The 19,317-nt window shown below is 67.2% G+C and carries 21 protein-coding genes; 9 read left to right on the top strand and 12 right to left on the bottom strand.

Annotated elements, in window-relative coordinates:
* Positions 1–29 precede the first annotated feature (29 nt).
* The 7 genes from U8331_RS01115 to U8331_RS01085 all read left to right on the top strand — a co-directional run bounded on the left by U8331_RS01115 (position 30) and on the right by U8331_RS01085 (position 7,573).
* Positions 30–1,352: an amidohydrolase gene (locus U8331_RS01115; RefSeq protein ID WP_481131801.1), complete on the top strand. Its 1,323-nt coding sequence runs from the start codon at positions 30–32 to the stop codon at positions 1,350–1,352.
* A gap of 291 nt (positions 1,353–1,643) precedes the next feature.
* Positions 1,644–2,528, top strand: a complete 885-nt coding sequence (locus tag U8331_RS01110) for an NADPH-dependent 7-cyano-7-deazaguanine reductase (protein ID WP_481131800.1) — start codon at positions 1,644–1,646, stop codon at positions 2,526–2,528.
* 187 nt (positions 2,529–2,715) lie between these two features.
* Positions 2,716–3,075 (top strand): LysM peptidoglycan-binding domain-containing protein, encoded by a 360-nt coding sequence (locus tag U8331_RS01105; protein ID WP_481131799.1) that lies wholly within the window; start codon positions 2,716–2,718, stop codon positions 3,073–3,075.
* Positions 3,072–3,587 (top strand): hypothetical protein, encoded by a 516-nt coding sequence (locus U8331_RS01100; RefSeq protein ID WP_481131798.1) that lies wholly within the window; start codon positions 3,072–3,074, stop codon positions 3,585–3,587. Before U8331_RS01105 ends, U8331_RS01100 begins: the two co-directional genes overlap by 4 nt.
* Before the next feature lie 99 nt (positions 3,588–3,686).
* Positions 3,687–4,784 (top strand): hypothetical protein, encoded by a 1,098-nt coding sequence (locus U8331_RS01095; RefSeq protein ID WP_481131797.1) that lies wholly within the window; start codon positions 3,687–3,689, stop codon positions 4,782–4,784.
* 8 nt (positions 4,785–4,792) lie between these two features.
* The gene (locus U8331_RS01090) at positions 4,793–6,772 is read left to right on the top strand and encodes a BCCT family transporter (RefSeq protein ID WP_481131796.1); all 1,980 of its coding nucleotides are present in this window, start codon (positions 4,793–4,795) and stop codon (positions 6,770–6,772) included.
* 84 nt (positions 6,773–6,856) lie between these two features.
* Entirely contained in the window at positions 6,857–7,573 is a 717-nt protein-coding gene (locus tag U8331_RS01085) for a UPF0149 family protein (RefSeq protein WP_481131795.1), read from the top strand.
* An 82-nt stretch (positions 7,574–7,655) separates the two neighbouring features.
* Here U8331_RS01085 and U8331_RS01080 read toward each other — a convergent pair whose 3' ends face one another.
* Entirely contained in the window at positions 7,656–7,973 is a 318-nt protein-coding gene (locus U8331_RS01080; RefSeq protein WP_481131794.1) for an antibiotic biosynthesis monooxygenase family protein, read from the bottom strand.
* A 29-nt stretch (positions 7,974–8,002) separates the two neighbouring features.
* Entirely contained in the window at positions 8,003–8,353 is a 351-nt protein-coding gene (locus U8331_RS01075) for a tRNA-binding protein (RefSeq protein WP_481131793.1), read from the bottom strand.
* Positions 8,354–8,505: 152 nt separating this feature from the next.
* On the opposite strand from U8331_RS01075, the gene sugE reads away from it, so the two are divergent.
* Complete coding sequence (gene sugE, locus U8331_RS01070) at positions 8,506–8,820, top strand: quaternary ammonium compound efflux SMR transporter SugE (RefSeq protein WP_481131792.1); 315 nt, start codon at positions 8,506–8,508, stop codon at positions 8,818–8,820.
* Positions 8,821–9,065: 245 nt separating this feature from the next.
* Here sugE and crcB read toward each other — a convergent pair whose 3' ends face one another.
* The 10 genes from crcB to U8331_RS01020 form a co-directional block, all read right to left on the bottom strand.
* The gene (gene crcB / locus U8331_RS01065; RefSeq protein ID WP_481131791.1) at positions 9,066–9,449 is read right to left on the bottom strand and encodes a fluoride efflux transporter CrcB; all 384 of its coding nucleotides are present in this window, start codon (positions 9,447–9,449) and stop codon (positions 9,066–9,068) included.
* A gap of 30 nt (positions 9,450–9,479) precedes the next feature.
* Positions 9,480–9,785: a VOC family protein gene (locus tag U8331_RS01060; RefSeq protein ID WP_481131790.1), complete on the bottom strand. Its 306-nt coding sequence runs from the start codon at positions 9,783–9,785 to the stop codon at positions 9,480–9,482.
* Positions 9,786–9,868: 83 nt separating this feature from the next.
* Positions 9,869–10,477, bottom strand: a complete 609-nt coding sequence (locus tag U8331_RS01055) for a DUF1294 domain-containing protein (RefSeq protein ID WP_481131789.1) — start codon at positions 10,475–10,477, stop codon at positions 9,869–9,871.
* A gap of 12 nt (positions 10,478–10,489) precedes the next feature.
* Positions 10,490–10,729, bottom strand: coding sequence for a DUF2200 family protein (locus U8331_RS01050; RefSeq protein WP_481131788.1), 240 nt, complete (start codon positions 10,727–10,729; stop codon positions 10,490–10,492).
* 115 nt (positions 10,730–10,844) lie between these two features.
* Entirely contained in the window at positions 10,845–12,161 is a 1,317-nt protein-coding gene (locus U8331_RS01045; RefSeq protein ID WP_481131787.1) for a hypothetical protein, read from the bottom strand.
* Positions 12,162–12,401: 240 nt separating this feature from the next.
* Positions 12,402–13,160, bottom strand: a complete 759-nt coding sequence (locus U8331_RS01040; protein ID WP_481131786.1) for a hypothetical protein — start codon at positions 13,158–13,160, stop codon at positions 12,402–12,404.
* Positions 13,161–13,278: 118 nt separating this feature from the next.
* Positions 13,279–14,103: a S1 family peptidase gene (locus U8331_RS01035; RefSeq protein WP_481131785.1), complete on the bottom strand. Its 825-nt coding sequence runs from the start codon at positions 14,101–14,103 to the stop codon at positions 13,279–13,281.
* A gap of 463 nt (positions 14,104–14,566) precedes the next feature.
* Complete coding sequence (locus U8331_RS01030; RefSeq protein ID WP_481131784.1) at positions 14,567–15,067, bottom strand: hypothetical protein; 501 nt, start codon at positions 15,065–15,067, stop codon at positions 14,567–14,569.
* 209 nt (positions 15,068–15,276) lie between these two features.
* On the bottom strand, positions 15,277–15,828 hold the full coding sequence (locus tag U8331_RS01025) for a hypothetical protein (RefSeq protein WP_481131783.1): 552 nt from the start codon (positions 15,826–15,828) through the stop codon (positions 15,277–15,279).
* Position 15,829: 1 nt separating this feature from the next.
* Positions 15,830–16,765: a hypothetical protein gene (locus U8331_RS01020; RefSeq protein WP_481131782.1), complete on the bottom strand. Its 936-nt coding sequence runs from the start codon at positions 16,763–16,765 to the stop codon at positions 15,830–15,832.
* 280 nt (positions 16,766–17,045) lie between these two features.
* On the opposite strand from U8331_RS01020, the gene U8331_RS01015 reads away from it, so the two are divergent.
* On the top strand, positions 17,046–19,271 hold the full coding sequence (locus U8331_RS01015; RefSeq protein WP_481131781.1) for an NADP-dependent isocitrate dehydrogenase: 2,226 nt from the start codon (positions 17,046–17,048) through the stop codon (positions 19,269–19,271).
* The last annotated feature ends 46 nt before the right edge of the window (positions 19,272–19,317 follow it).

The following is a 19,317-nucleotide window of genomic DNA, read 5'->3' as shown; positions in this document are numbered from 1 at the left end:
GATCGGCGGACCACACCCGGGGACCACCGATGCGCCAGTTGCTCCTGCCCGCCCTGCTCGCCAGCCTGCTGGCGCCGACCGCCGCCGCCCGGACCGCCCCGGCCACCGCCACCACCGAACGCCCCGAAGTCGCCGCCGCCGCCGAACGCCTGCGTGACGACGTGGTCGCGCTGCGCCGGCACTTCCACCAGTTCCCCGAACTGTCCAACCGCGAGATCGACACCGCGGCCAGGGTCGCCGAGCACCTGCGCGACCTCGGCCTGGAGCCGCGCACCGGCATCGCCCACCACGGCGTCACCGCGATCATCGAAGGCGGCAGGCCCGGCCCGCGGATCGCGCTGCGCGCCGACATGGACGCGCTGCCGGTGACCGAGCAGACCGGCCTGCCGTTCGCGTCGAAAGCGACCACCACCTTCAACGGCCAGCCGACCGGCGTCATGCACGCCTGCGGTCACGACGCCCACACCGGCATCCTGCTCGGCGTCGCCGACGCGCTGGTGGCGATGAAGGACGAACTGCCCGGCCAGGTGATGCTGGTGTTCCAGCCGGCCGAGGAAGGCGCGCCGGCCGGCGAGGACGGCGGCGCATCGATGATGCTCGACGACGGCCTGTTCGCCGACTTCAAACCCGAGGCGATGTTCGGGCTGCACGTGTTCTCGTCGCTGCCGGTCGGCACGCTCGCCGTTCGCGGCGGCCCGCTGATGGCGGCGTCGGACAAGTTCACCATCACCGTGCAGGGCGTGCAGACGCACGGCTCGCGGCCGTGGGGCGGGGTCGATCCGATCGTCGCCGCGGCCGACCTGATCGGCACCGCGCAGACCGTGGTCAGCCGCCGCAGCGACATCGCCAGGCAGCCGGCGGTGGTCAGCTTCGGCGCGATCCACGGCGGCATCCGCTACAACATCATCCCCGACTCGGTGGAGCTGGTCGGCACCATCCGCACCTTCGACGAAGGCATGCGCGAGAAGATCCACGCCGACCTGAAAAACGTCGCCGAACACGTCGCCGCCGCCCACGGCGCCACCGCCGACGCGCAGGTGCCCGACAGCGAGGGCAACCCGGTGACGGTCAACGACCCGCAACTCACGGAGCGCATGCTGCCGAGCCTGCGCGCGGTCGCCGGCGCCGGGAACGTGATCGAACCGCCACTGCAGATGGGCGCCGAGGACTTCGCCTACTACGCCCGCGAGGTGCCGTCGATGTTCTTCTTCGTCGGCGCCACCGCCCCGGGCATCGACCCCGCGACCGCGCCGGGCAACCACTCGCCGAAGTTCATGCTCGACGAGTCCTCGCTCGACCTCGGCCTGCGCGCGATGCTGCAGGTGACGCTGGATTACCTGTACGGCGGGTGATCGGTGGCGCTGCGCCGCGTGGCCGGCGGGACGACTGACGCTGTACCCGCTGCCGGCCACCCGGCAGGTGCCGAGCCGTCGCCGAAGACCGGCATACCCGCGAGCCGGCCTGCGACGTTCGCGCCGCTGGGGGAGGAGCGACGTGAGTCGCGACCTGTACATGGTCCGGGAGCCGATCAAGCACGGGTAACCGCGCATCTCCGACGAAGCACGCTTCGGACGCTCGCCCCGCCCTCCATCGTCCGGCACCCGGCCGGAACAGCCAGGCCACACCCGCGCGATAATGCCCGCATGCAGACTTCCGACCTCCCCCTCGGCCGCCACGTCGACTACCCGCGCGAATACGACGCCTCGCTGCTGTTCCCGATCCCCCGCTCGCTCGGCCGCGGCGAGATCGGTCTGGACGATGCCGCGCTGCCGTTCACCGGCCACGACCGCTGGCACGCCTACGAACTCGGCTGGCTCGACCTGGCGGGCAAACCGCGGGTGGCAACGGCGACCCTGACGGTGCCGGCGGACTCGCCGCACCTGATCGAATCCAAGTCGCTCAAGCTCTACCTCAACTCGTTCAACGCCAGCCGCTTCGACCACGACGACGCCGTGCGCGAACGCATCGCCGATGATCTGTCCCGCGTGGCCGGCGCGCCGGTCGCCGTCGCGTTCGGACTGCCCGGCTTCGACAGCGACAGCGACCCCGGCACTCCGGCGGCCGGGCTCGCCGCCGCGCCGCCCGATGCCCGCGGCAGCAACGACGCGGGCGCCGCCGTCCACTCCATCGACGACCTGCCGGTCGCGATCGACCACTACGGCCCGCCGCGCGCCGATTTTCTCGCCGCCGACGCCGGCGACATCGTCGAGGAAACCCTGTCCAGCGCGCTGCTGAAATCCAACTGCCCGGTCACCGGCCAGCCCGACTGGGCGCGCGTACTGATCCACTACGACGGCCCACGACTCGACCGCGCCGGGCTGCTGCGCTACCTGGTGTCGTTCCGCGACCACTGCGAGTTCCACGAGCAGTGCGTCGAACGCATCTTCGCCGACCTGACCGAACGCGCCGCCCCGCACCGGCTGTCGGTGGAAGCGCGCTACACCCGCCGCGGCGGCCTCGACATCAACCCGTGGCGGGCGACACCCGGCACCGTCGCCCCGGCCGCGGGCCGCGACCTGCGGCAGTAGCGCCAAGGCGCGTGGCGGGCCCGGGCGCTCGCCACGCCCGACCACTGCGCGCCCGCCCTTGCGGCGCTCCGCACACCCGCCGCCAGCACGCCGCGCGCGTTGCCTGCCGCCCCTGTTCACACTGGCGCGATCGGCCCTTAACAAATCCCGTGCCATGTTGACTCCGCCCACGGCAGGAGTCGCAACCATGAGCCAACCGGACCGAAGAGCCGATTTTTCCGGCGTCAGCGCCAGCGTCGACACCACCGGCGAAGTCACCGGCCAACGCGCGGATTTCTCCGGCGTCAGCTCGAGCGTGGACACCAGCGCCGACGTGGTCGGCGGCGAACGCGACCACCAGACCTACACCGTCGAGCGCGGCGACACCCTGTCGCATATCGCCAAGCGCTTCTACGGCAAGGCCGGTGAGTGGAACACCATCTTCCAGGCCAACCGCGACCAGCTCGACGACCCTGACCTGATCCAGCCCGGCCAGGTGCTGCGCATTCCCCCGCTCGACGCCGACCGCGGCGGGCGTTCCGGATCGACCACAGGAGATCAACGATGACCGTTCCCTTTCGCCATGCGCTGGCCGTAGCCGTGCTGGCCTCGATTGCGATCGCCGGCTGCAAGCGCAACGACGCCGACGTGCAGACCACCGCCAACACCGGCGCCGCCACCTCGCCCACGGCGGTCGAGCCGCTGGAGCCGGCCGCGCCCGCCACGGCCCCGGCCGACCGCACCGCGCAGGCGGCGGTCGACGTTACCTCGGTGACCCTCGGCACCCAGGTCGGCGATGACATGTCGATCACCGACCCCACCACCACCTTCGGCACCGTCGGCCCGATCGTCGTCTCGGTGATGACCAACGGCGCTGCCAGCAACGTCGACCTCACCACCCGCCTGGTCTACCAGGACGGCCAGCAGGCCGGCGAGGAGACCGAGACGATCAGCACCACCGGCGAGGAAACCACCAACTTCACGTTCAGCAACACCGCGCCCTGGCCGACCGGCAACTACACCGCGCAGGTGTGGGTCAACGGCACCGAGGCGCAGAGCACGACGTTCACCATCCGCTGAGCGCATAGGCATCTCTCCCCCGTCGGCAACGGCGGGCAAGCTGGGCGCGGTCGCACACCGCGCCCCTTTTTTTCTCCCTGCATCCGCCATGGAGGAAGCATGCGCTGGGTCGCCATTGTCGGAGCGGCGGCGCTGGGCCTGTTGCCTATCCTGCCGAGCGGCGCCCGGGCCGCGGACGACCGGCTCGACGCAGCCGGCCTCGAAGCGGGCGGTGCGCTTCGCCTCAACTACGGCTGGAAGGACTACGATGCCGACGACAAGTTCGACCTCGAGCTGGTGCGGGTCGACCTGGCATGCGACCGCGGACGCTTCATCTGTTCGGCGCAGTACCGCTGGTACGAGGGTTTCTCGGCGGTCCATCATGCCTGGATCGGCGTACAGGTTACCGACGCGCAGCAGGTGCGCGCCGGCGTGCTGCAGGCACCGTTCGGCCTGCTGCCCTACGCGTCGCACAGCTTCTGGTTCGGCTCCGGCTACTACCTCGGCATCGAGGACGACTACGACCTGGGCGTCGCCTGGACTGGCGAGCGCGACGGCTGGCGCGGCGACGTCGCGCTGTTCGCCAGCGACGAGTACGGCACCGGCCGCGAGGACGGACGCTACTCGTTCGACGTCGCCACCACTCCCGGGCGCCCGTTCCGCGAACGCGAGCGCCTCGTCGGTCGGATCGAACGCAGCACCGCGCAGGGCGACTGGACCACGCGCCTCGGCGGGTCACTGTCGCTAGGCCACATCGAGCGGCGCCCGGACGGCGCCCGCTTCGGCCACCGGGCCGCCGCGCTGCACGTGGAATCCACTCGCGGCCCGCTCGAGCTGGAAGCCCAATGGGCGCGCTACCGCTATGACGTACCCGGCGAACGCATCGCGTTGACAGCGTTCCTGTTCCCCTTCGAGATCGCCGCCGAAGCCGACGTACTGACCGCCAACGTGGCTTGGACGTTCAGTGAGGCCGGCTGGTTCGATTCGATCACCTGCTACAACGATTACAGCACCACCCGCGCGCGTGGCGCCGGTGTCGCCGATTCGGTGCAGAACGTCACCGGCTGCAGTTTCGCCAAGGGCGTGACGTTCACCTACGTCGACTGGATCGCCGGACGCAACATGTGGTTCGCCGGCGGTCCCGGCATCGGCGTCCATGCCGCCGACAGCGACCGCTGGCACTCACGCCTCAACATCAACGTGGGCTTCTATTTCTAGGAGGCAGCATGAACACCGCGACCACCGCCAAGCCGCGCCACCGGATCAATCCGCCGGTGTTCTTCACCTCGGTCCTGCTGGTGCTGGTGTTCGTGGGAATGGCGGTGATCTGGCCGGACCGTTCGGACCGCTGGTTCTCGGCGCTGCAGACCTGGGTGATCGCCCAGGCGGGCTGGTTCTACGTGCTCGCCGTCGCCGGCTTCCTGGTGTTCGTGGTCACGCTGGCGGTGTCCAGATACGGTGCCATCAAGCTCGGGCCGGACCACAGTGAGCCGGACTACAGCTATACCTCGTGGTTCGCGATGCTGTTCTCGGCCGGCATGGGCATCGGCCTGATGTACTTCGGCGTGGCCGAGCCGATCATGCACTACACCGATCCGCCGGTCGGCGATCCTTCGTCGGTGGCGGCGGCGCGGCAGGCCATGCGGATCACGATGTTCCACTGGGGCCTGCACGCGTGGGCGATCTACGCGGTGGTCGGGTTGGCGCTGGCCTACTTCTCGTTCCGCCACGGCCTGCCGCTGACCATCCGCTCCTCGCTGTACCCGCTGATCGGCGAGCGCATCCACGGGCCGATCGGCCACGCGGTCGACATCTTCGCGGTGCTCGGCACGCTGTTCGGCGTCGCCACCTCGCTGGGCTTCGGCGCGATCCAGGTCAACTCCGGCCTGGCGTATCTGTTCGACGTGCCGGTCGGCATCGGCGTGCAGGTCGTACTCATCGCGGTGATCACCGCGATGGCGACGGTGTCGGTGGCGTTCGGACTCGATGCCGGCATCAAGCGCGTGTCCGAGTTCAACCTCGTCATTGCGGTGGTGCTGCTGCTGTTCGTGCTGGTCGCCGGTCCGACGATATTCCTGCTGCAGACCCTGGTGCAGAACACCGGCGCCTACCTGTCCAACCTGTTCTCGATGACGTTCAACCTCTATGCCTACGAGCCCAGCGGCTGGATCGGCGGCTGGACCCTGTTCTACTGGGGCTGGTGGATCGCGTGGTCGCCGTTCGTGGGCATGTTCATCGCGCGGATCTCGCGCGGGCGCACCATCCGCGAGTTCGTGGTCGGCGTGCTGCTGGTACCGCTGGGCTTCACCTTCCTGTGGATGACGGTGTTCGGCGACACCGCGATCCACATGGTGATGATCCAGGGCATCGACGAACTCGCCACCGCGGTCGCCGCCGACGAGTCGGTCGCGCTGTTCCGCTTCCTCGAGGAACTGCCGCTGGCGGGCATCTCCTCGCTGCTGGCGACGGTGCTGGTGGTGACCTTCTTCGTGACTTCGTCGGACTCCGGCTCGCTGGTGGTCGACATGCTGACGTCGGGCGCGGCCGAGGACTCGCCGACCTGGCAGCGGGTGTTCTGGTCGGTGCTGGAGGGCGTGATCGCCGCCGCGCTGCTGGTCGCCGGCGGGCTGGGCGCGTTGCAGACCGCATCGATCGCCAGCGCATTGCCGTTCTCGATCGTGATGATCGTGATCTGCTGGGGTCTGTTGCGCGCGCTGCGAATCGAAGGGGCCAAGCGGGTGAGCCTGCGCCAGGCCCGGGTCGGGCCTCGCGGCGCGCACGCGGCGCTCAACTGGAAGCAGCGGCTCGGCACGATCCTGCACCAGCCGACCCTCGACGAAGTGCTCGAGTACCTCGGTGAAACCGCTGCGCCGGCGCTGGAACAGGTCGCCGCCGAGCTGCGCCGCCGCGGCCTGGACGCGCTGGTCGAGCGCGGCGACGACGGCCGGGTCTGGGTGGAGGTGCGCCACGGCGCGGAGATCGACTTCTACTACTCCGTCCATCCGCGACCCTACGACCCGCCCGCCTTCGTGATGAGCCAGGCGATGCCGGCGAAGGCCGAGGCCGCGCGCTACTACCGCGCCGAGGTGCACCTGCGCGAGGGCGGGCAGGACTACGACATCATGGGCTGGCGCGAGGAGACGGTCATCAACGACGTGCTCGACCAGTACCAGCGCCACCTGCACTTCCTGGCCGCGGTGCGCTGAGCCACCGGCCGTCCCGAATCCACGCCCGCCGCCGCCGGGCGCGGCTACCATGGCCGCCCGCGTCGCAACTCCGAAGGCCCCATCATGAACAGCAAACCGCCCGCCTACCTCGACGACGACCGGATCGAGCGCCTCGCCGACCTGCTGGAGCAGCGCGCGGTGCCGTTCAAGGGCTTCAACCTCGAGGCGCTGGACGGCTATCTGTCGGCGCTGGCGGTGGGTCCCGGCGACGATATCCCGATGGCGATCTGGGAGCCGCCGGTGTGGGGCAAGCCGCCGCGCTGGAACGACGCCGCCGAGCGCGCGGAGGTCGAAGCGCTGCTGTTGGGCCACCACCACACGGCTTCCGCCCGCGTGCGCCACGGCGATGACGACCTGCCCGACCACCTCGCCCCGCTGCTGTGGTTGCCCGAGGACCCGGAAGAGGAAGCCGACGACGAACTCGACGTCGGCCGCGACTGGGCACTGGGCTTCTTCACCGCGGTCGAGCTGCGCGAGGTCGAGTGGGACCAGTGGCTGGACGACAACGAGTGGATCGACGACATATTCGGCCTGCTCGACCGCCTCGCCAGCGGCGAAGTCCTCGCCGAGGACCCGACCGCCCCGGCCACCCCGATCAGCTACCGCGAACGGCTGGAGATCATCGCCGGCCTGCCCGACATGCTCGCCGACCTGCACCACCACCGCATCGACGCCCTGACGCCACGCGAACCGATCCGCCGCGAAGCCACGCCCGACCGCAACGACCCCTGCCCCTGCGGCAGCGGCCGGAAATACAAGAAGTGCTGCGGCGCCCACTGAGCCGCGCGGGTCTACGCAAAAGCCGCCGCCTTCCGTAGGAGCGGCTTCAGCCGCGATCGTGGAACCGTCCGCCCGCGCACCATCAGACCCCGTGATCCCGCTCCACCCGCGCGACACGCACCTTGAACGCCGCGTACCACCGTTCGCGCCCGATGGCCCGCGCCTGCGCATGTTCGGCGTCGGCCTTCCAGCGCGCGATAGCTTCCAGGCTGTCCCAGTACGACACCGTGATGCCGGCCTCCTCGCGCGCCGACTCCACGCCGAGGAAGCCGGGTTGCCGCGCGGCCAGCTCCAGCATCCGCCCGGCCATGGCGCCGTAGCCATGGTCACCCCCGGTGCGCACCGAACTGAAGATCACCGCGTAGTTGGGCGGGCGCGGCGTGTCGGCGATCGCGGCCATCGAAGTCTCCATGTCGGGGGTGGATGCCGTCACAGCAGTCGGGTGCCGAGCGGCACGTCCTTGTCCGGCACGCACAGCGCGACCCGGCCCTGTTCGTCGTGGAAACCGGTCACCAGGCACTCCGACATCAGCGGCCCGATCTGCTTGCGCGGGAAGTTCACCACGCCGACCACCAGCCGGCCGACCAGCGCCTCCGGCGTGTACAGCGCGGTGACCTGCGCGCTCGACTTGCGTACGCCGATCGCCTCGCCGAAGTCGACCTGCAGCACGTAGGCCGGCTTGCGTGCCTGCGCGAACACCTCGGCATGGACGATGCGACCGACGCGAAGCTCGACCTTCAGGAAATCCTCGAAGCCGATCGTTTCCATTGTCGTCTCCATGGTCGGCATCCTACGCCGCCGCCCGCCGCCGCGCGCTTCAGCCGGCGGCGCGGAACTACCGCCACGCCGTTGCTATCCTTGCGCGCGGAGGACGACCTCCCCCTTTCCGGGCACCACGACCAGGACGGCCTGGCCCCACCAGGAGCCTTCCCATGGCTTGGATTTCCCTGTTCGTCGCCGGCCTGCTCGAAGTGGTCTGGGCGTTCTCGATGAAGCAGTCCGAAGGCTTCACCCGGCTGATGCCGAGCGTGGTCACCGCGGTCGCGATGGTCGCCAGCTTCGCCCTGCTCGCCTTCTCGATGCGGCAGCTGCCGCTGGGCACCGCCTACACCGTCTGGACCGGCATCGGCGCGGTCGGCGCGTTCATCTCCGGCGCCGCCTTCCTCGGCGAACCGCTCACCCCCATGCGCATCGCCGCCGCGGTGCTGATCGTGTCCGGGCTGGTGCTGATGAAGCTGTCGTCGTAGGCGCGGCCGGAGGCGACCGCCCGCATCGTGATGGCCCGTGTTGGCGCACGTATTGTCGACGACACGGAGCGGCCGCCTCTCACCGCCGCGGGCACGCCCCGTACAGGGGCGACGTAAGTCGCGACCCGCCGACCCCGCCTACCGATGTACAGGTCGCGACTCACGTCGCTCCTGCCGGCAATGCCGCGCCGGCCCGCGAACGCCCACGCCGCGCGTATCCCCGGGCTTCTGTAGGAGCGCGCCACTCAGCGCGGCAGCAGCGCCACCGCGCGGATCCCCACCCACACCGCCGCGATGCCGAGCACCATGCTCGACCCCGCGTACAGTGCCGCGACCCCGAGCTCGCCGCGGCGGATCAGCTGGGTCGCCTCCAGGCCGAACGCGGAGAACGTGGTGAACCCGCCCAGCACGCCGGTGAACAGCAACAGTCGCGTGCCCGGCCCGAACACCTCGTAGCGCGCCACCGCGCCGGCCAGCAGCCCCATCGCCAGGCAGCCGAGCACGTTGACCGCGAACGTGCCGGCCGGGAACCGCGCCGGCCCCGCCAGCTGCAGCACCCACCCGCCGAGCGCATGGCGCGCGACCGCGCCGACGAAGCCGCCAAGGCCGACCAGCAGCAGGTCCTTCATCGGGCAATGCCCCACCGGTTCCGTATCACCTCAACCCTCCGGGTCCGACCAGACCGCGAACTCGTTGCCGCTGGGCTCGGTGAAGTGGAACCGGCGCCCGCCCGGGAAGGCGAAGACCGGCTTGACCACTTCGCCGCCCGCCTCCACCACCTTGGCGAGCGTCGCCGCCAGGTCGGCGCGGTAGAAGCCACCATCCAGCCCCTCGTCGGCAAACGCCGCGTAGTCCGGGTCGTAGTCCTCGAACGACCAGCCGAACGCCTGCTGGAAAAAACGCTTGGTCGCGAGCAGGTCGCGCGCGGGGTATTCGACGTAGTTGATCTTCTCGTGTGCGGGCACGGCCTGGCTCCTGTGGTGCGGTGATGTGCGGTTTGGCTGGGCGATGGGCCCGCCCGTAATACTGGACGTACGACTGGGCGACGTCAGCCGCCGAACGACTGTGCCAGCTCAGCCGCGCGTCCCGATGAGACCAGCCACCCCACGGCAACCAGGTTGACTACCACGGTGACCCAGAACACCGACTGGAAGGACTGCTTGACCGTCTTGTGCCGGAACTGCTGCTGGGCGATCAGCGCGCCGGGCCAGCCGCCGAGCAGGTCCGCCAGGTGCAGGTTGCTCTCCGGCGTCCGGCGCGCACCGCGGCCGGCTGCCGACTTGTCGAACCAGTACATGACATAGGACACCGCGCTCAGGGCGACATAGGCGCCAGCGAGAGGCAGCGGAATCCACCCGATGAGCGCGGCCACCGCGGCTGCAATCAATGCGGCGATACCGATGGTGGCGCGCGGCAGCCGCGAAGGTTGCCGCGGCACTTTGATCCGCTGGCCCGCGTGCCGGATTTCCCTGGCCTGCAGCCGGCCGCGTGAATCCTTTGCGGGCAGGTAGGAAATCAGGTCGCCGGGAGCGGGACGACGCGAGCCGCGCTGGAACGCATTCACGTGCACGAACGCACGCTCGCCACCGCCGCTCGGCTCGACAAAGCCGAATCCCTTCTCGTCATTCCAATCGGTAATCCGTCCAGCGAATCGCACTGGTCGCCTCCATCAGGGCTGCGCGCAATCATGCCAGCGCAGTGACCGCGCCGTGGTAACCGTCAATCGAAATCTTCGATGTCGTCGGCCAGCCGCACCCACCCGTGCATGCGCGCCTCGTAGATCGCGCTCGTCCCGCACTGCCTTTTCCAGCTCCGCCTGGTCGTAGCCGGTAAGCCAGCTGGTGACCTGGTCGAGCTCACCCCTGGTGCGGCCCTTGCGTTCCGCCTTCTGCACGTAGAGCAGGTACACGGAGGCGAACGGTGTGCTGAAGATGCGATATTCGGAGCCTTTGGCGATCAGGCGAAGCCGTATTCGATCATGGAGGCGTCCGCAGCGGACATCAGATCTCCCGTGCAGCCAGGCCTCATTGCGCCGATGCGCCGCCGCCCGGCGTCGACGAACACACCTCCACCGGCGAGCAGGTGACGGTTGCCGAGCAGGTGAACGTTGGACGGCGCCCGATGACTTTCGGGACACCGCGATCATCCTTGCCCCACACCGGCTCGTCGTCCTCCGTGCAATTCAGAGGTCCGACAGAAGGCGTGCTGCGGAGCGGACACGCGCCCGCCAGCCCGCCGCGCACATGGTTCTCCGCGAGGGCGCGGCTCGACAGCGGGATGGACTCCTTCGTGAACGTCCGGTTCTCCGTACGACACTCGCGATCGGCGTCCGGCTGAGCTGACTGGACCAGGGAGGGCTCAGGCGGTCGCCCGCCTACTGCTGCGGCAGGCCCAGTGGAAGCTGCGGCAATCTGCGGCTCCGCGCCGATCCCAGCGTGCTGTGCAGGCGCTGATGCTGGCGCCGATTGGGGTTGTCCGGTGCGCTGCTGTGCCGCGATGCTGGCATTGATGCCGGCAAGCGTCGAATCCAGCTCGCGGCGCGACTCCGACTCCCGCTCGCGGGCGATATCGATCCCCGCATCGAGCACGCCGTTGGCCACCGCACCAAACATCGCCCAGCGCTCGGCAGAGCGCGCCTCACGCGCGGCAATCTCGCGTTCCTGCCTGAGTCGCGCTTCCTCTGCACGGCGGAGCTCCGCCTCGCGGCGCTCGTTCGCCTTGGTGGCGGCGGCGAAACCCAGCTCGTCGGTCATCGGCAGGTAGTCGTGCTCGGCGATGTCCAGCTGCGATGTGCCCTTCGCGTGCACCACGACCTTGGCCCGGATGCCCGGCCCGTTGGCCGTCAGGTAGTAGCTGTAGAAGTGCGCACCGCAGTCCCACATGAACGTTATGCCGCTGCCGTCGCGCTGCAGGGTCGCGGTCCCGGGCTGACTCACGCCAGGGCAGTTTGCAAAGCCGGTTTCCAGAACTTCATGAGCTGTTGCGTCAGCAGTGCCTCCGGGATAGGCATTGCCGATCATGAACCGGCCCGCCAAGCTGCCGTCCAGCCCGTGCAGGCGTATGACGGGTCGGCCCAGCGGCGTGCGAGCCACCTGCATGATCCAGCCGGATTCGACCGATATGAGGATCGCGTCGACGTACGGCTCCAACGGCATCTTGTCCGGCGGCAGATGGTCCCAGTTGGCCGGCGGCGTACTCGCGGCTGCCTTGGCGTCTTCGAGCGCAACCCGCGCAGCTTCGTTGGCCGCGCGCGCGCGCTCGAGCGCAGCCCGCACGTCCGCCGCACTTTGAGCCTGGGCTTGGGTTACGAATGCCAGTCCGCCCATGTAGAGGCCAAGCACGACTGCAGCCACTTTCCTCCCGCAGCGCGCGTTTCCGGCCACGCGTAGCGGCGTTGCCAACCTGCCAAATGGTTTCATGCCGATCCCAGTCCCCTGTGCCGTCTCGTCGTTGACACGGCTCCGCATTCTGACACCGCTACTGGACCGTGATCGCAGTACCCGCTTCACTCGAACAAGAGCGACCAGCGTCCGGAACATGCCGGAGCCGGCAGCAGCGGACCGCCATTCGGATCGGGCCCACTACGCAGCCGTTACGGCATGCCCGGCATCGCGAAGAAAGTTCATCGCCGCCTGCTCGGCCTTTGACGCCACTCCGCCCTCGGATGGACAAAGCAGGCGGTAAATCTCCGCGCAGACACCCAGCGCGCTGAGGCAGGAGTCGCGCGAGTACGCGGCGACGGTCCCTTCCAGGCGGCGTGCCCAATCCGGTGCGGCGGTCTCCAGCCGCCTGACCCCGGCCGGCGCCGCGCCGACCGCCTCGAGCGCCAACGGGCCGAGCACCCGCCCGCGCAGGAAAGTGATGAGGTCGATCGCCTCGAACAGTTCGCCGCGCAGCACCTTGGCGGCGCCGTAGTGGATCCATGTCCAGAAGCGCTGTTCCAACCAGACCTTGTCGGGCTGCGGGTAGCCGGTGAACGAGCGGGCAAGGGCTTCGCCGAACTCCTGTCGCTGCCACAGAACGACCGGGCGGTCGACGACCGCGCCAACCCGCTCCACGTCCACGAACTTCAGGTCGACGTGCAGCAGCGGCGATGCGTACAGGCAGATCAGCACCCGCGGCTCGCCGACGTGCTCGCCGGTGAAGCACGCGACCAGGTGGCCCATCGCCGAAGCGATCAGCTCGCGGTCGGCCATGACCTCGTCGAACGCGCACGACCGGACGGCAATGACGAGGTCGACGTCACTGTGTTCGTCCATCGAATCGTCCGCCCATGAGCCGGCGGCCGCCACACCGACGATGCGCGGGTCGGACCGGAGGACCGGCAGCGCGCCGGCCACGAACTGGCGATGCGCGGCCGGTGCGCTCGAAGGCGTGTCGAGAGGGAGTTCCATGTATCCAGGTCCCGGGGATCCGCTATCAGCCTATCCAAGCGCCACGTCCCGGTCATGTCGGGGCTCAGCGCGTTTTCCCGACAGCGCTGTCCGTCGCCATGGTCGTTTCGATCCAGTCGCCGTAGTTGGCCAGCCGCACGCCGTAACTGGTCTCCCCGTACCGGCCTGGGCGGAGTTCCACGCCGGTCACCTCGGCACGCTTCCACGAGGTGATACCTGCAACGTGCCACTCATCTTCCACCGCCACCAGGATCGGCCCGCCGCTGTCCCCACTACCGGTGGTCGCCTCAAGGGGAAGCGCGTCCGGTGGCGGATCGAAGGTGTATCCGATCCACCGGCCTTCCGAGACAGTGATCTCGTTGTAGCCATGGCGCAGATCGGTCCGGTTGGGACCGTGCAGGTGGTGCCCCTCCGAGCCGGTTCCCGTGGCTCCCCGCCCCATGATCCGGACGACCTTCCCCAATGCCGAGCCGTTGTAGATCGAGGCAGGCGCAACGTCGCGCACCGGCTCGGCGAGCTGGATCAACGCGATGTCGTCAGACGACGCGATGAAGTCGAAGAAGGCCGCCCAGTCACCCGACGTCATCGCGGCATCGACCATCGCCTGGGGCGCCTGCTTGTAGCCGGGATGGACGACGACGCGGCTGACAGCACGGGGCGTGCCGCCGACAACGACCGCATCCACCGAGTGCTGCCAGCTGACCGCGTGGGCGGCCGTGATGACCCACCGGGGCGCGATGAGGACCCCATGGCCCTCGCCGGGAAGATCCGCCAGCGCCGGGAACCCGGATACAGCCATCCGATACTGGAGATCCGGGACGTCATCACGGATGACGACTGCGTTGGCGCCGAACGAGGCCAACAGGAGGAGAAAGGCTGCACTACGCATTGGCAACATCCGCTGTCAGGAGCATCCATTGTCGAGCCCGGCACGCTCGTTAGCCATATCGCTGGCATCGAGGTCCGCACACGCGGTGGCGCGAGTACCGGCAGCCATTCCATCCGACAGCGGTTTCCACTGCCTCCACCTCTGGAATCCCCTCCTACAGAGACTGAAATCCAGTCCTCCCGACACTGGAATCCAGTGCCGCCGATACCGGATTCCAGTCCTGCCAGCAGTGGATGCCACCGCTCCGCGCCCGGATTTCACTCCCCGGCGATTGACCGCCACGGGCCGATCCCCGGCCGCCACCCGGCGACGCGTGAAAACCACCCGTCGACGCCCGGAAACCACCCGCCGGGTGTTGAAACCCACTCCCCGGGCACTACCCGCCACGCAAAACGCAACGGGCGGGCCCCGGAGGACCCGCCCGCTGCATCCATCACGGCCGGCGAACCGGCCGCGCGATCACTCAGGCCATCGCCGGCTCGGCGACCGGCAGCGGCTGCACGGCCGGTGCGTCACCGACGTCGTCGCGGTTGCGCCAGCGCGCGCCCAGCTGCTTGCGCATCGCCTCCAGCCCCGCGCCCTCGCCGGTGACCTTCAGCAGGCCGTAGCCCTCCAGCGCGGTGGAGTAGACGTCGCTGCCGAGCAGCATCTCGGTGTCCTGCGCGCGCTCGACCAGCAACTGCAGCCGGCGCAGGCGCGGGCGCAGCGCGTCGATGGCGGCCAGGTCGGCGCGCGCCTCGTCCAGCCCGAGGCTGGCCGGCACCACCGACGGGTTCTCCACCAGCACGTCGAGCACCCGGCGGCAGAACGGCTCGGAGCCGTCGCCCATCTTCAGCAGCCCGCGCACGTCGGCGTCGGGGAAGGACTTGAGGTCGGCCAGGTCGACCTCGAGCGCGGCGAGGGCGGCGTCGATCCGCTCCAGGCGGTCGGCGGCGAAATCGAGGGATACCAGATTCTGTTTCATCACTGCTCCATGCATTCCATGTGTGACCCCGACCCGAAGCACGGGCGCCGGCCTCCGGCCGGGGGTGGGTGCTCCGGTGCCGGGTGGCAGAGGGAGCGGCGGCAATCTAGCAAACTTCGATTCGAAGGGCAGATTCTGTGCGACAAGATCGACACGGTCAAAATGCTGACCCAGACAGCACCTGACGAATTGTTTGCTCGACCGGCAATTTATTCCCGAAACAACTTATAGACACGCTTAATAACCATTAGCGTGGTCAAAATAACGCAAAGCCAAGTTGCGAGCACAACGCTCGAGAGAAACACTGCGGCGAAATCTACAACACCGCCCTCTTGGTTTGAAAGCATTGAATGTATGAGCAAAGAACAAAGTGAACCGATCGCCAGCAGGGTCGTGAAAGATATATTGGCTACCGTTTGATCAATTACCATTTTGAACATCCGAAAGCGCGCTATCAGACCGTCGTCTGAATTTTCCTTCCTCTCCAATTCCGATATTCGCGCTTCATTCTTATTCTTTTGGTCGAACATAAGCACCAATAAATTCAAAAGAAGACCTAGAAAGATCGCAGATGCATTGATAAAAGCGTTTCTTGTCTCATCCGTCATGTCGTATCTAATGTAGAGCGCGCAGATCATAAGCAGACAAGGCAACCCGACAAACACGGCGTAGTCGGTCCAACTCTTACTGCCAGTGGAGAAGTCACGAAGGGACTCCATATGGGCAGCTAGAATTGCTTCAACATTAATTTTGCTGGTCATTCTACGCTCCGCCTATAACTTCCACTTCCAGGTCGCTAATCAGCTTCCGCGAATAACTAGTAATTGACTGGAAGTCAGGGATGCCGTCGTTGAAAGTGACTTCTTTTGGGTTAAGGACAAACTTTGCCTTTGGATTTCTGCTCGTATCTAGAGAGACTGATCGCGATCTGCCATTCCAGACGACTTCAGCTGTGGCTCCGGAGCAGGCAGGGTCTGATAGTGCAACAATTTTCTCCCGCCTCTTCGTGTTATTGAGAAGTGCACCTAGCTTCCCAAACGTTCCTCCGGGCTTACGCAGAATTAGTGTTTTTTCTACACTTTCGTCGCTCAAGTAATTGGCAGGGTCATCCGCGCCCTCAGGTTCGAAGTGAGAAATACGAATGGACTTTACATCCGCATCCTTGAGCCACTTGTTAAGAACCTCCTCCGAAGCGAGAGGGCGAAGCGTAACTCCGCAGTGATTCATAAGACCTTGGATGAAAATCTCAAAGTATTGGCGAAACCATGATTTGACGCTGACATTTCCTATCATGTGAAAAACCACAAATCCGCGACTCCCGTGCGACGGCAGCTTCATATATACAAAGTGCGCAAAAGCATCGCCTTCGTCGTGAAGCTTGTCATAAGTCTTTGCAAGGCTTTTTGAGCTAACGATTTCGCTCTTTGTGCCATAGCTTCCTTGGTGCACAAAAAATCCGAGATCGCGCTTCGAAGCATCGCAAGCCAAGCCTGACACTCTTACGATTCGATTGCCCTTATTGACTAAATAGGTCCGGTATTTAGTACGCTGACTGCAGAAATTTTTCACCAGATCCATCAGATCATGATTTTTTTTCCCATCCGGAATTTTACCCAGCGGGGCATACTTCTTTTTCCCCGAAACCTGAGAGTTACGTATCAAGATCTCATATACTGCGACTGAGTTGGTCGAGCTCACGGTTCCCCCTGATGGTTGCAAAGCGCGTCGGACACTGAGTAGCTCCGTTCGGAGCACTACCCGATGGTCCGCCCTGTACATTCGGCAGTCAAACCGCCACGTACGTGGGGTATTGCTCCTTATCCGATAGGCAACGGAACAGGTACCGACGCTCTCGCATCATGCGAGCTATCGAGAAGGCTGGCGATATTCCCTCATTCGTCATTCCAAGAGCACCTTTGCCCCACCTACCCCAAGGCGCGACAATCACGGGCTTCCAGTTCGCAAGCGAGCCGCCCCCATGTCCGACACCCCCAAGATCATCTACACCCTCACCGACGAAGCCCCGTTCCTGGCCACGCAGTCGCTGCTGCCGATCGTCGAGGCCTTCGTCGAGACCGCCGGGGTCGAGGTGGAGACGCGCGACATCTCCCTGGCTGGACGCATCCTGGCGCAGTTCCCGGACGTGCTTCCGGCCGACATGCAGGTCGGCGACCACCTGGCCGAGCTGGGCCAGCTGGCCACCACGCCCGAGGCCAACATCATCAAGCTGCCCAACATCTCGGCATCGGTGCCGCAGCTGAAGGCGGCCATCAGGGAGTTGCAGGCGCAGGGTTACCCGCTGCCGGACTACGTGGACGAGCCGAAGACCGACGCGGAGCGCGACGCCAAGGCGCGCTATGACCGGGTCAAGGGCAGCGCGGTCAACCCGGTGCTGCGCGAGGGCAACTCGGACCGCCGCGCGCCGCTGTCGGTCAAGAACTACGCGCGCAAGCACCCGCACCGGATGGGCGCGTGGTCGGCGGATTCGCGCTCGCACGTGGCGCACATGGACGGGGGCGACTTCTACGGCAGCGAGCAGTCGGTGACGGTCGACAGCGCGACCGACGTGCGCATCGAGCTGGTCGGCACCGACGGCGTGACCACGGTGCTGAAGGAGAAGACCGCGCTGACCGACCGCGAGGTGATCGACGCCTCGGTGATGGACACGCGCCGGCTGGCGCAGTTCATCGATGCGCAGATCGACGACGCCAAGGCGACGGGCGTGCTGTTCTCGCTGCACCTGAAGGCGACGATGATGAAGGTGTCGGACCCGATCATCTTCGGCGTGGCGGTCAACCGCTTCTACGCGCCGGTGCTGGCGAAGTACGACCGCGAGCTGATGGAGGCGGGCTTCGACGCGAGCAACGGCATTGGCGACCTGTACGCGCGGCTGCCGTCGCTGCCGGCGGACTTGCAGGCGTCGATCAAGAGCGACATCGATGCGCTGTACGGCGAGCGCCCGGCGCTCGCGATGGTCAACTCGGACAAGGGCATCACCAACCTGCACGTGCCGAGCGACGTGATCGTCGACGCCTCGATGCCGGCGATGATCCGCGACAGCGGCCGCATGTGGAATGCGAAGGGCGAGCTGCAGGACGCCAAGGCGATCATCCCCGACCGCAGCTACGCGGGCATCTACCAGGCGGTGATCGAGGACTGCAAGGCCAACGGTGCGTTCGACCCGGCGACGATGGGCAGCGTGCCCAACGTCGGCCTGATGGCGCAGAAGGCCGAGGAGTACGGCAGCCACGACAAGACCTTCCGCGCGCCGCGCGACGGCACCATCCGCGTGGTCGACACCGCCGGCAAGGTGCTGCTGCAGCACGCGGTGCAGGCCGGCGACATCTGGCGCATGTGCCAGACCCGCGACCTGCCGGTGCAGGACTGGGTGAAGCTGGCGGTGAGCCGTGCGCGCATCAGCAACACGCCGGCGGTGTTCTGGCTGGACCCGCAGCGCGCGCACGACGCGCAGCTGATCGCCAAGGTCGAGACCTACCTGAAGGACCACGACACTAGCGGGCTCGACATCCGCATCCTGTCGCCGGTGGAGGCGATGGCGTTCTCGCTGGAGCGCATCCGCCGCGGCGAGGACACCATCTCGGTGACCGGCAACGTGCTGCGCGACTACCTGACCGACCTGTTCCCGATCATGGAGCTGGGCACGTCGGCCAAGATGCTGTCGGTGGTGCCGTTGATGGCCGGCGGCGGGCTGTTCGAGACCGGCGCCGGCGGCAGCGCGCCCAAGCACGTGCAGCAGTTCGAGGCCGAGGATTACCTGCGCTGGGATTCGCTGGGCGAGTTCCTGGCGCTGGCGGCGTCGCTCGACCACGTGGCCGAGACCACCGGCAACGCGAAGGCGAAGGTGCTGGCGGATGCGCTGGATGCGGCCAACGGCGCGTTCCTCGACAACGACAAGTCGCCGTCGCGCAAGCTCGGCGGTATCGACAACCGCGGCAGCCATTTCTACCTGGCGATGTACTGGGCGCAGGCGCTGGCGGCGCAGGATGAGGATGCGGCACTGAAGGCGAAGTTCGCGCCGCTGGCGAAGGCGTTGACGGAGAACGAGGAGAAGATCGTCGGCGAGCTGGTTGCGGTGCAGGGCAAGCCGGTGGAGATGGGCGGGTATTACCACCCGGACTTGGCGAAGGTGAGCGCGGCGATGCGGCCGAGCGCGACGTTCAACGGGGCGTTGGCGGGGTTGTGATCTGAAGCGGGGTTGCGGCCGCGTTTGAGGTGTCTGCGCGGTCGCG

This window comes from Lysobacter sp. CC-YZS074 (assembly GCF_056739745.1).
The sequence above is the reverse complement of the archived record's forward strand: the minus strand, read 5'-3'. Positions and strand labels throughout refer to the sequence as shown.

Coding starts and splice junctions, on each gene's coding strand:
- U8331_RS01115 (WP_481131801.1), top strand. CDS start 30: ATGCGCCAGTTGCTCCTGCCCGCCCTGCTCGCCAGCCTGCTGGCGCCG.
- U8331_RS01110 (WP_481131800.1), top strand. CDS start 1,644: ATGCAGACTTCCGACCTCCCCCTCGGCCGCCACGTCGACTACCCGCGC.
- U8331_RS01105 (WP_481131799.1), top strand. CDS start 2,716: ATGAGCCAACCGGACCGAAGAGCCGATTTTTCCGGCGTCAGCGCCAGC.
- U8331_RS01100 (WP_481131798.1), top strand. CDS start 3,072: ATGACCGTTCCCTTTCGCCATGCGCTGGCCGTAGCCGTGCTGGCCTCG.
- U8331_RS01095 (WP_481131797.1), top strand. CDS start 3,687: ATGCGCTGGGTCGCCATTGTCGGAGCGGCGGCGCTGGGCCTGTTGCCT.
- U8331_RS01090 (WP_481131796.1), top strand. CDS start 4,793: ATGAACACCGCGACCACCGCCAAGCCGCGCCACCGGATCAATCCGCCG.
- U8331_RS01085 (WP_481131795.1), top strand. CDS start 6,857: ATGAACAGCAAACCGCCCGCCTACCTCGACGACGACCGGATCGAGCGC.
- U8331_RS01080 (WP_481131794.1), bottom strand. CDS start 7,973: ATGGCCGCGATCGCCGACACGCCGCGCCCGCCCAACTACGCGGTGATC.
- U8331_RS01075 (WP_481131793.1), bottom strand. CDS start 8,353: ATGGAGACGACAATGGAAACGATCGGCTTCGAGGATTTCCTGAAGGTC.
- sugE (WP_481131792.1), top strand. CDS start 8,506: ATGGCTTGGATTTCCCTGTTCGTCGCCGGCCTGCTCGAAGTGGTCTGG.
- crcB (WP_481131791.1), bottom strand. CDS start 9,449: ATGAAGGACCTGCTGCTGGTCGGCCTTGGCGGCTTCGTCGGCGCGGTC.
- U8331_RS01035 (WP_481131785.1), bottom strand. CDS start 14,103: ATGCGTAGTGCAGCCTTTCTCCTCCTGTTGGCCTCGTTCGGCGCCAAC.
- U8331_RS01030 (WP_481131784.1), bottom strand. CDS start 15,067: ATGAAACAGAATCTGGTATCCCTCGATTTCGCCGCCGACCGCCTGGAG.
- U8331_RS01025 (WP_481131783.1), bottom strand. CDS start 15,828: ATGACCAGCAAAATTAATGTTGAAGCAATTCTAGCTGCCCATATGGAG.
- U8331_RS01015 (WP_481131781.1), top strand. CDS start 17,046: ATGTCCGACACCCCCAAGATCATCTACACCCTCACCGACGAAGCCCCG.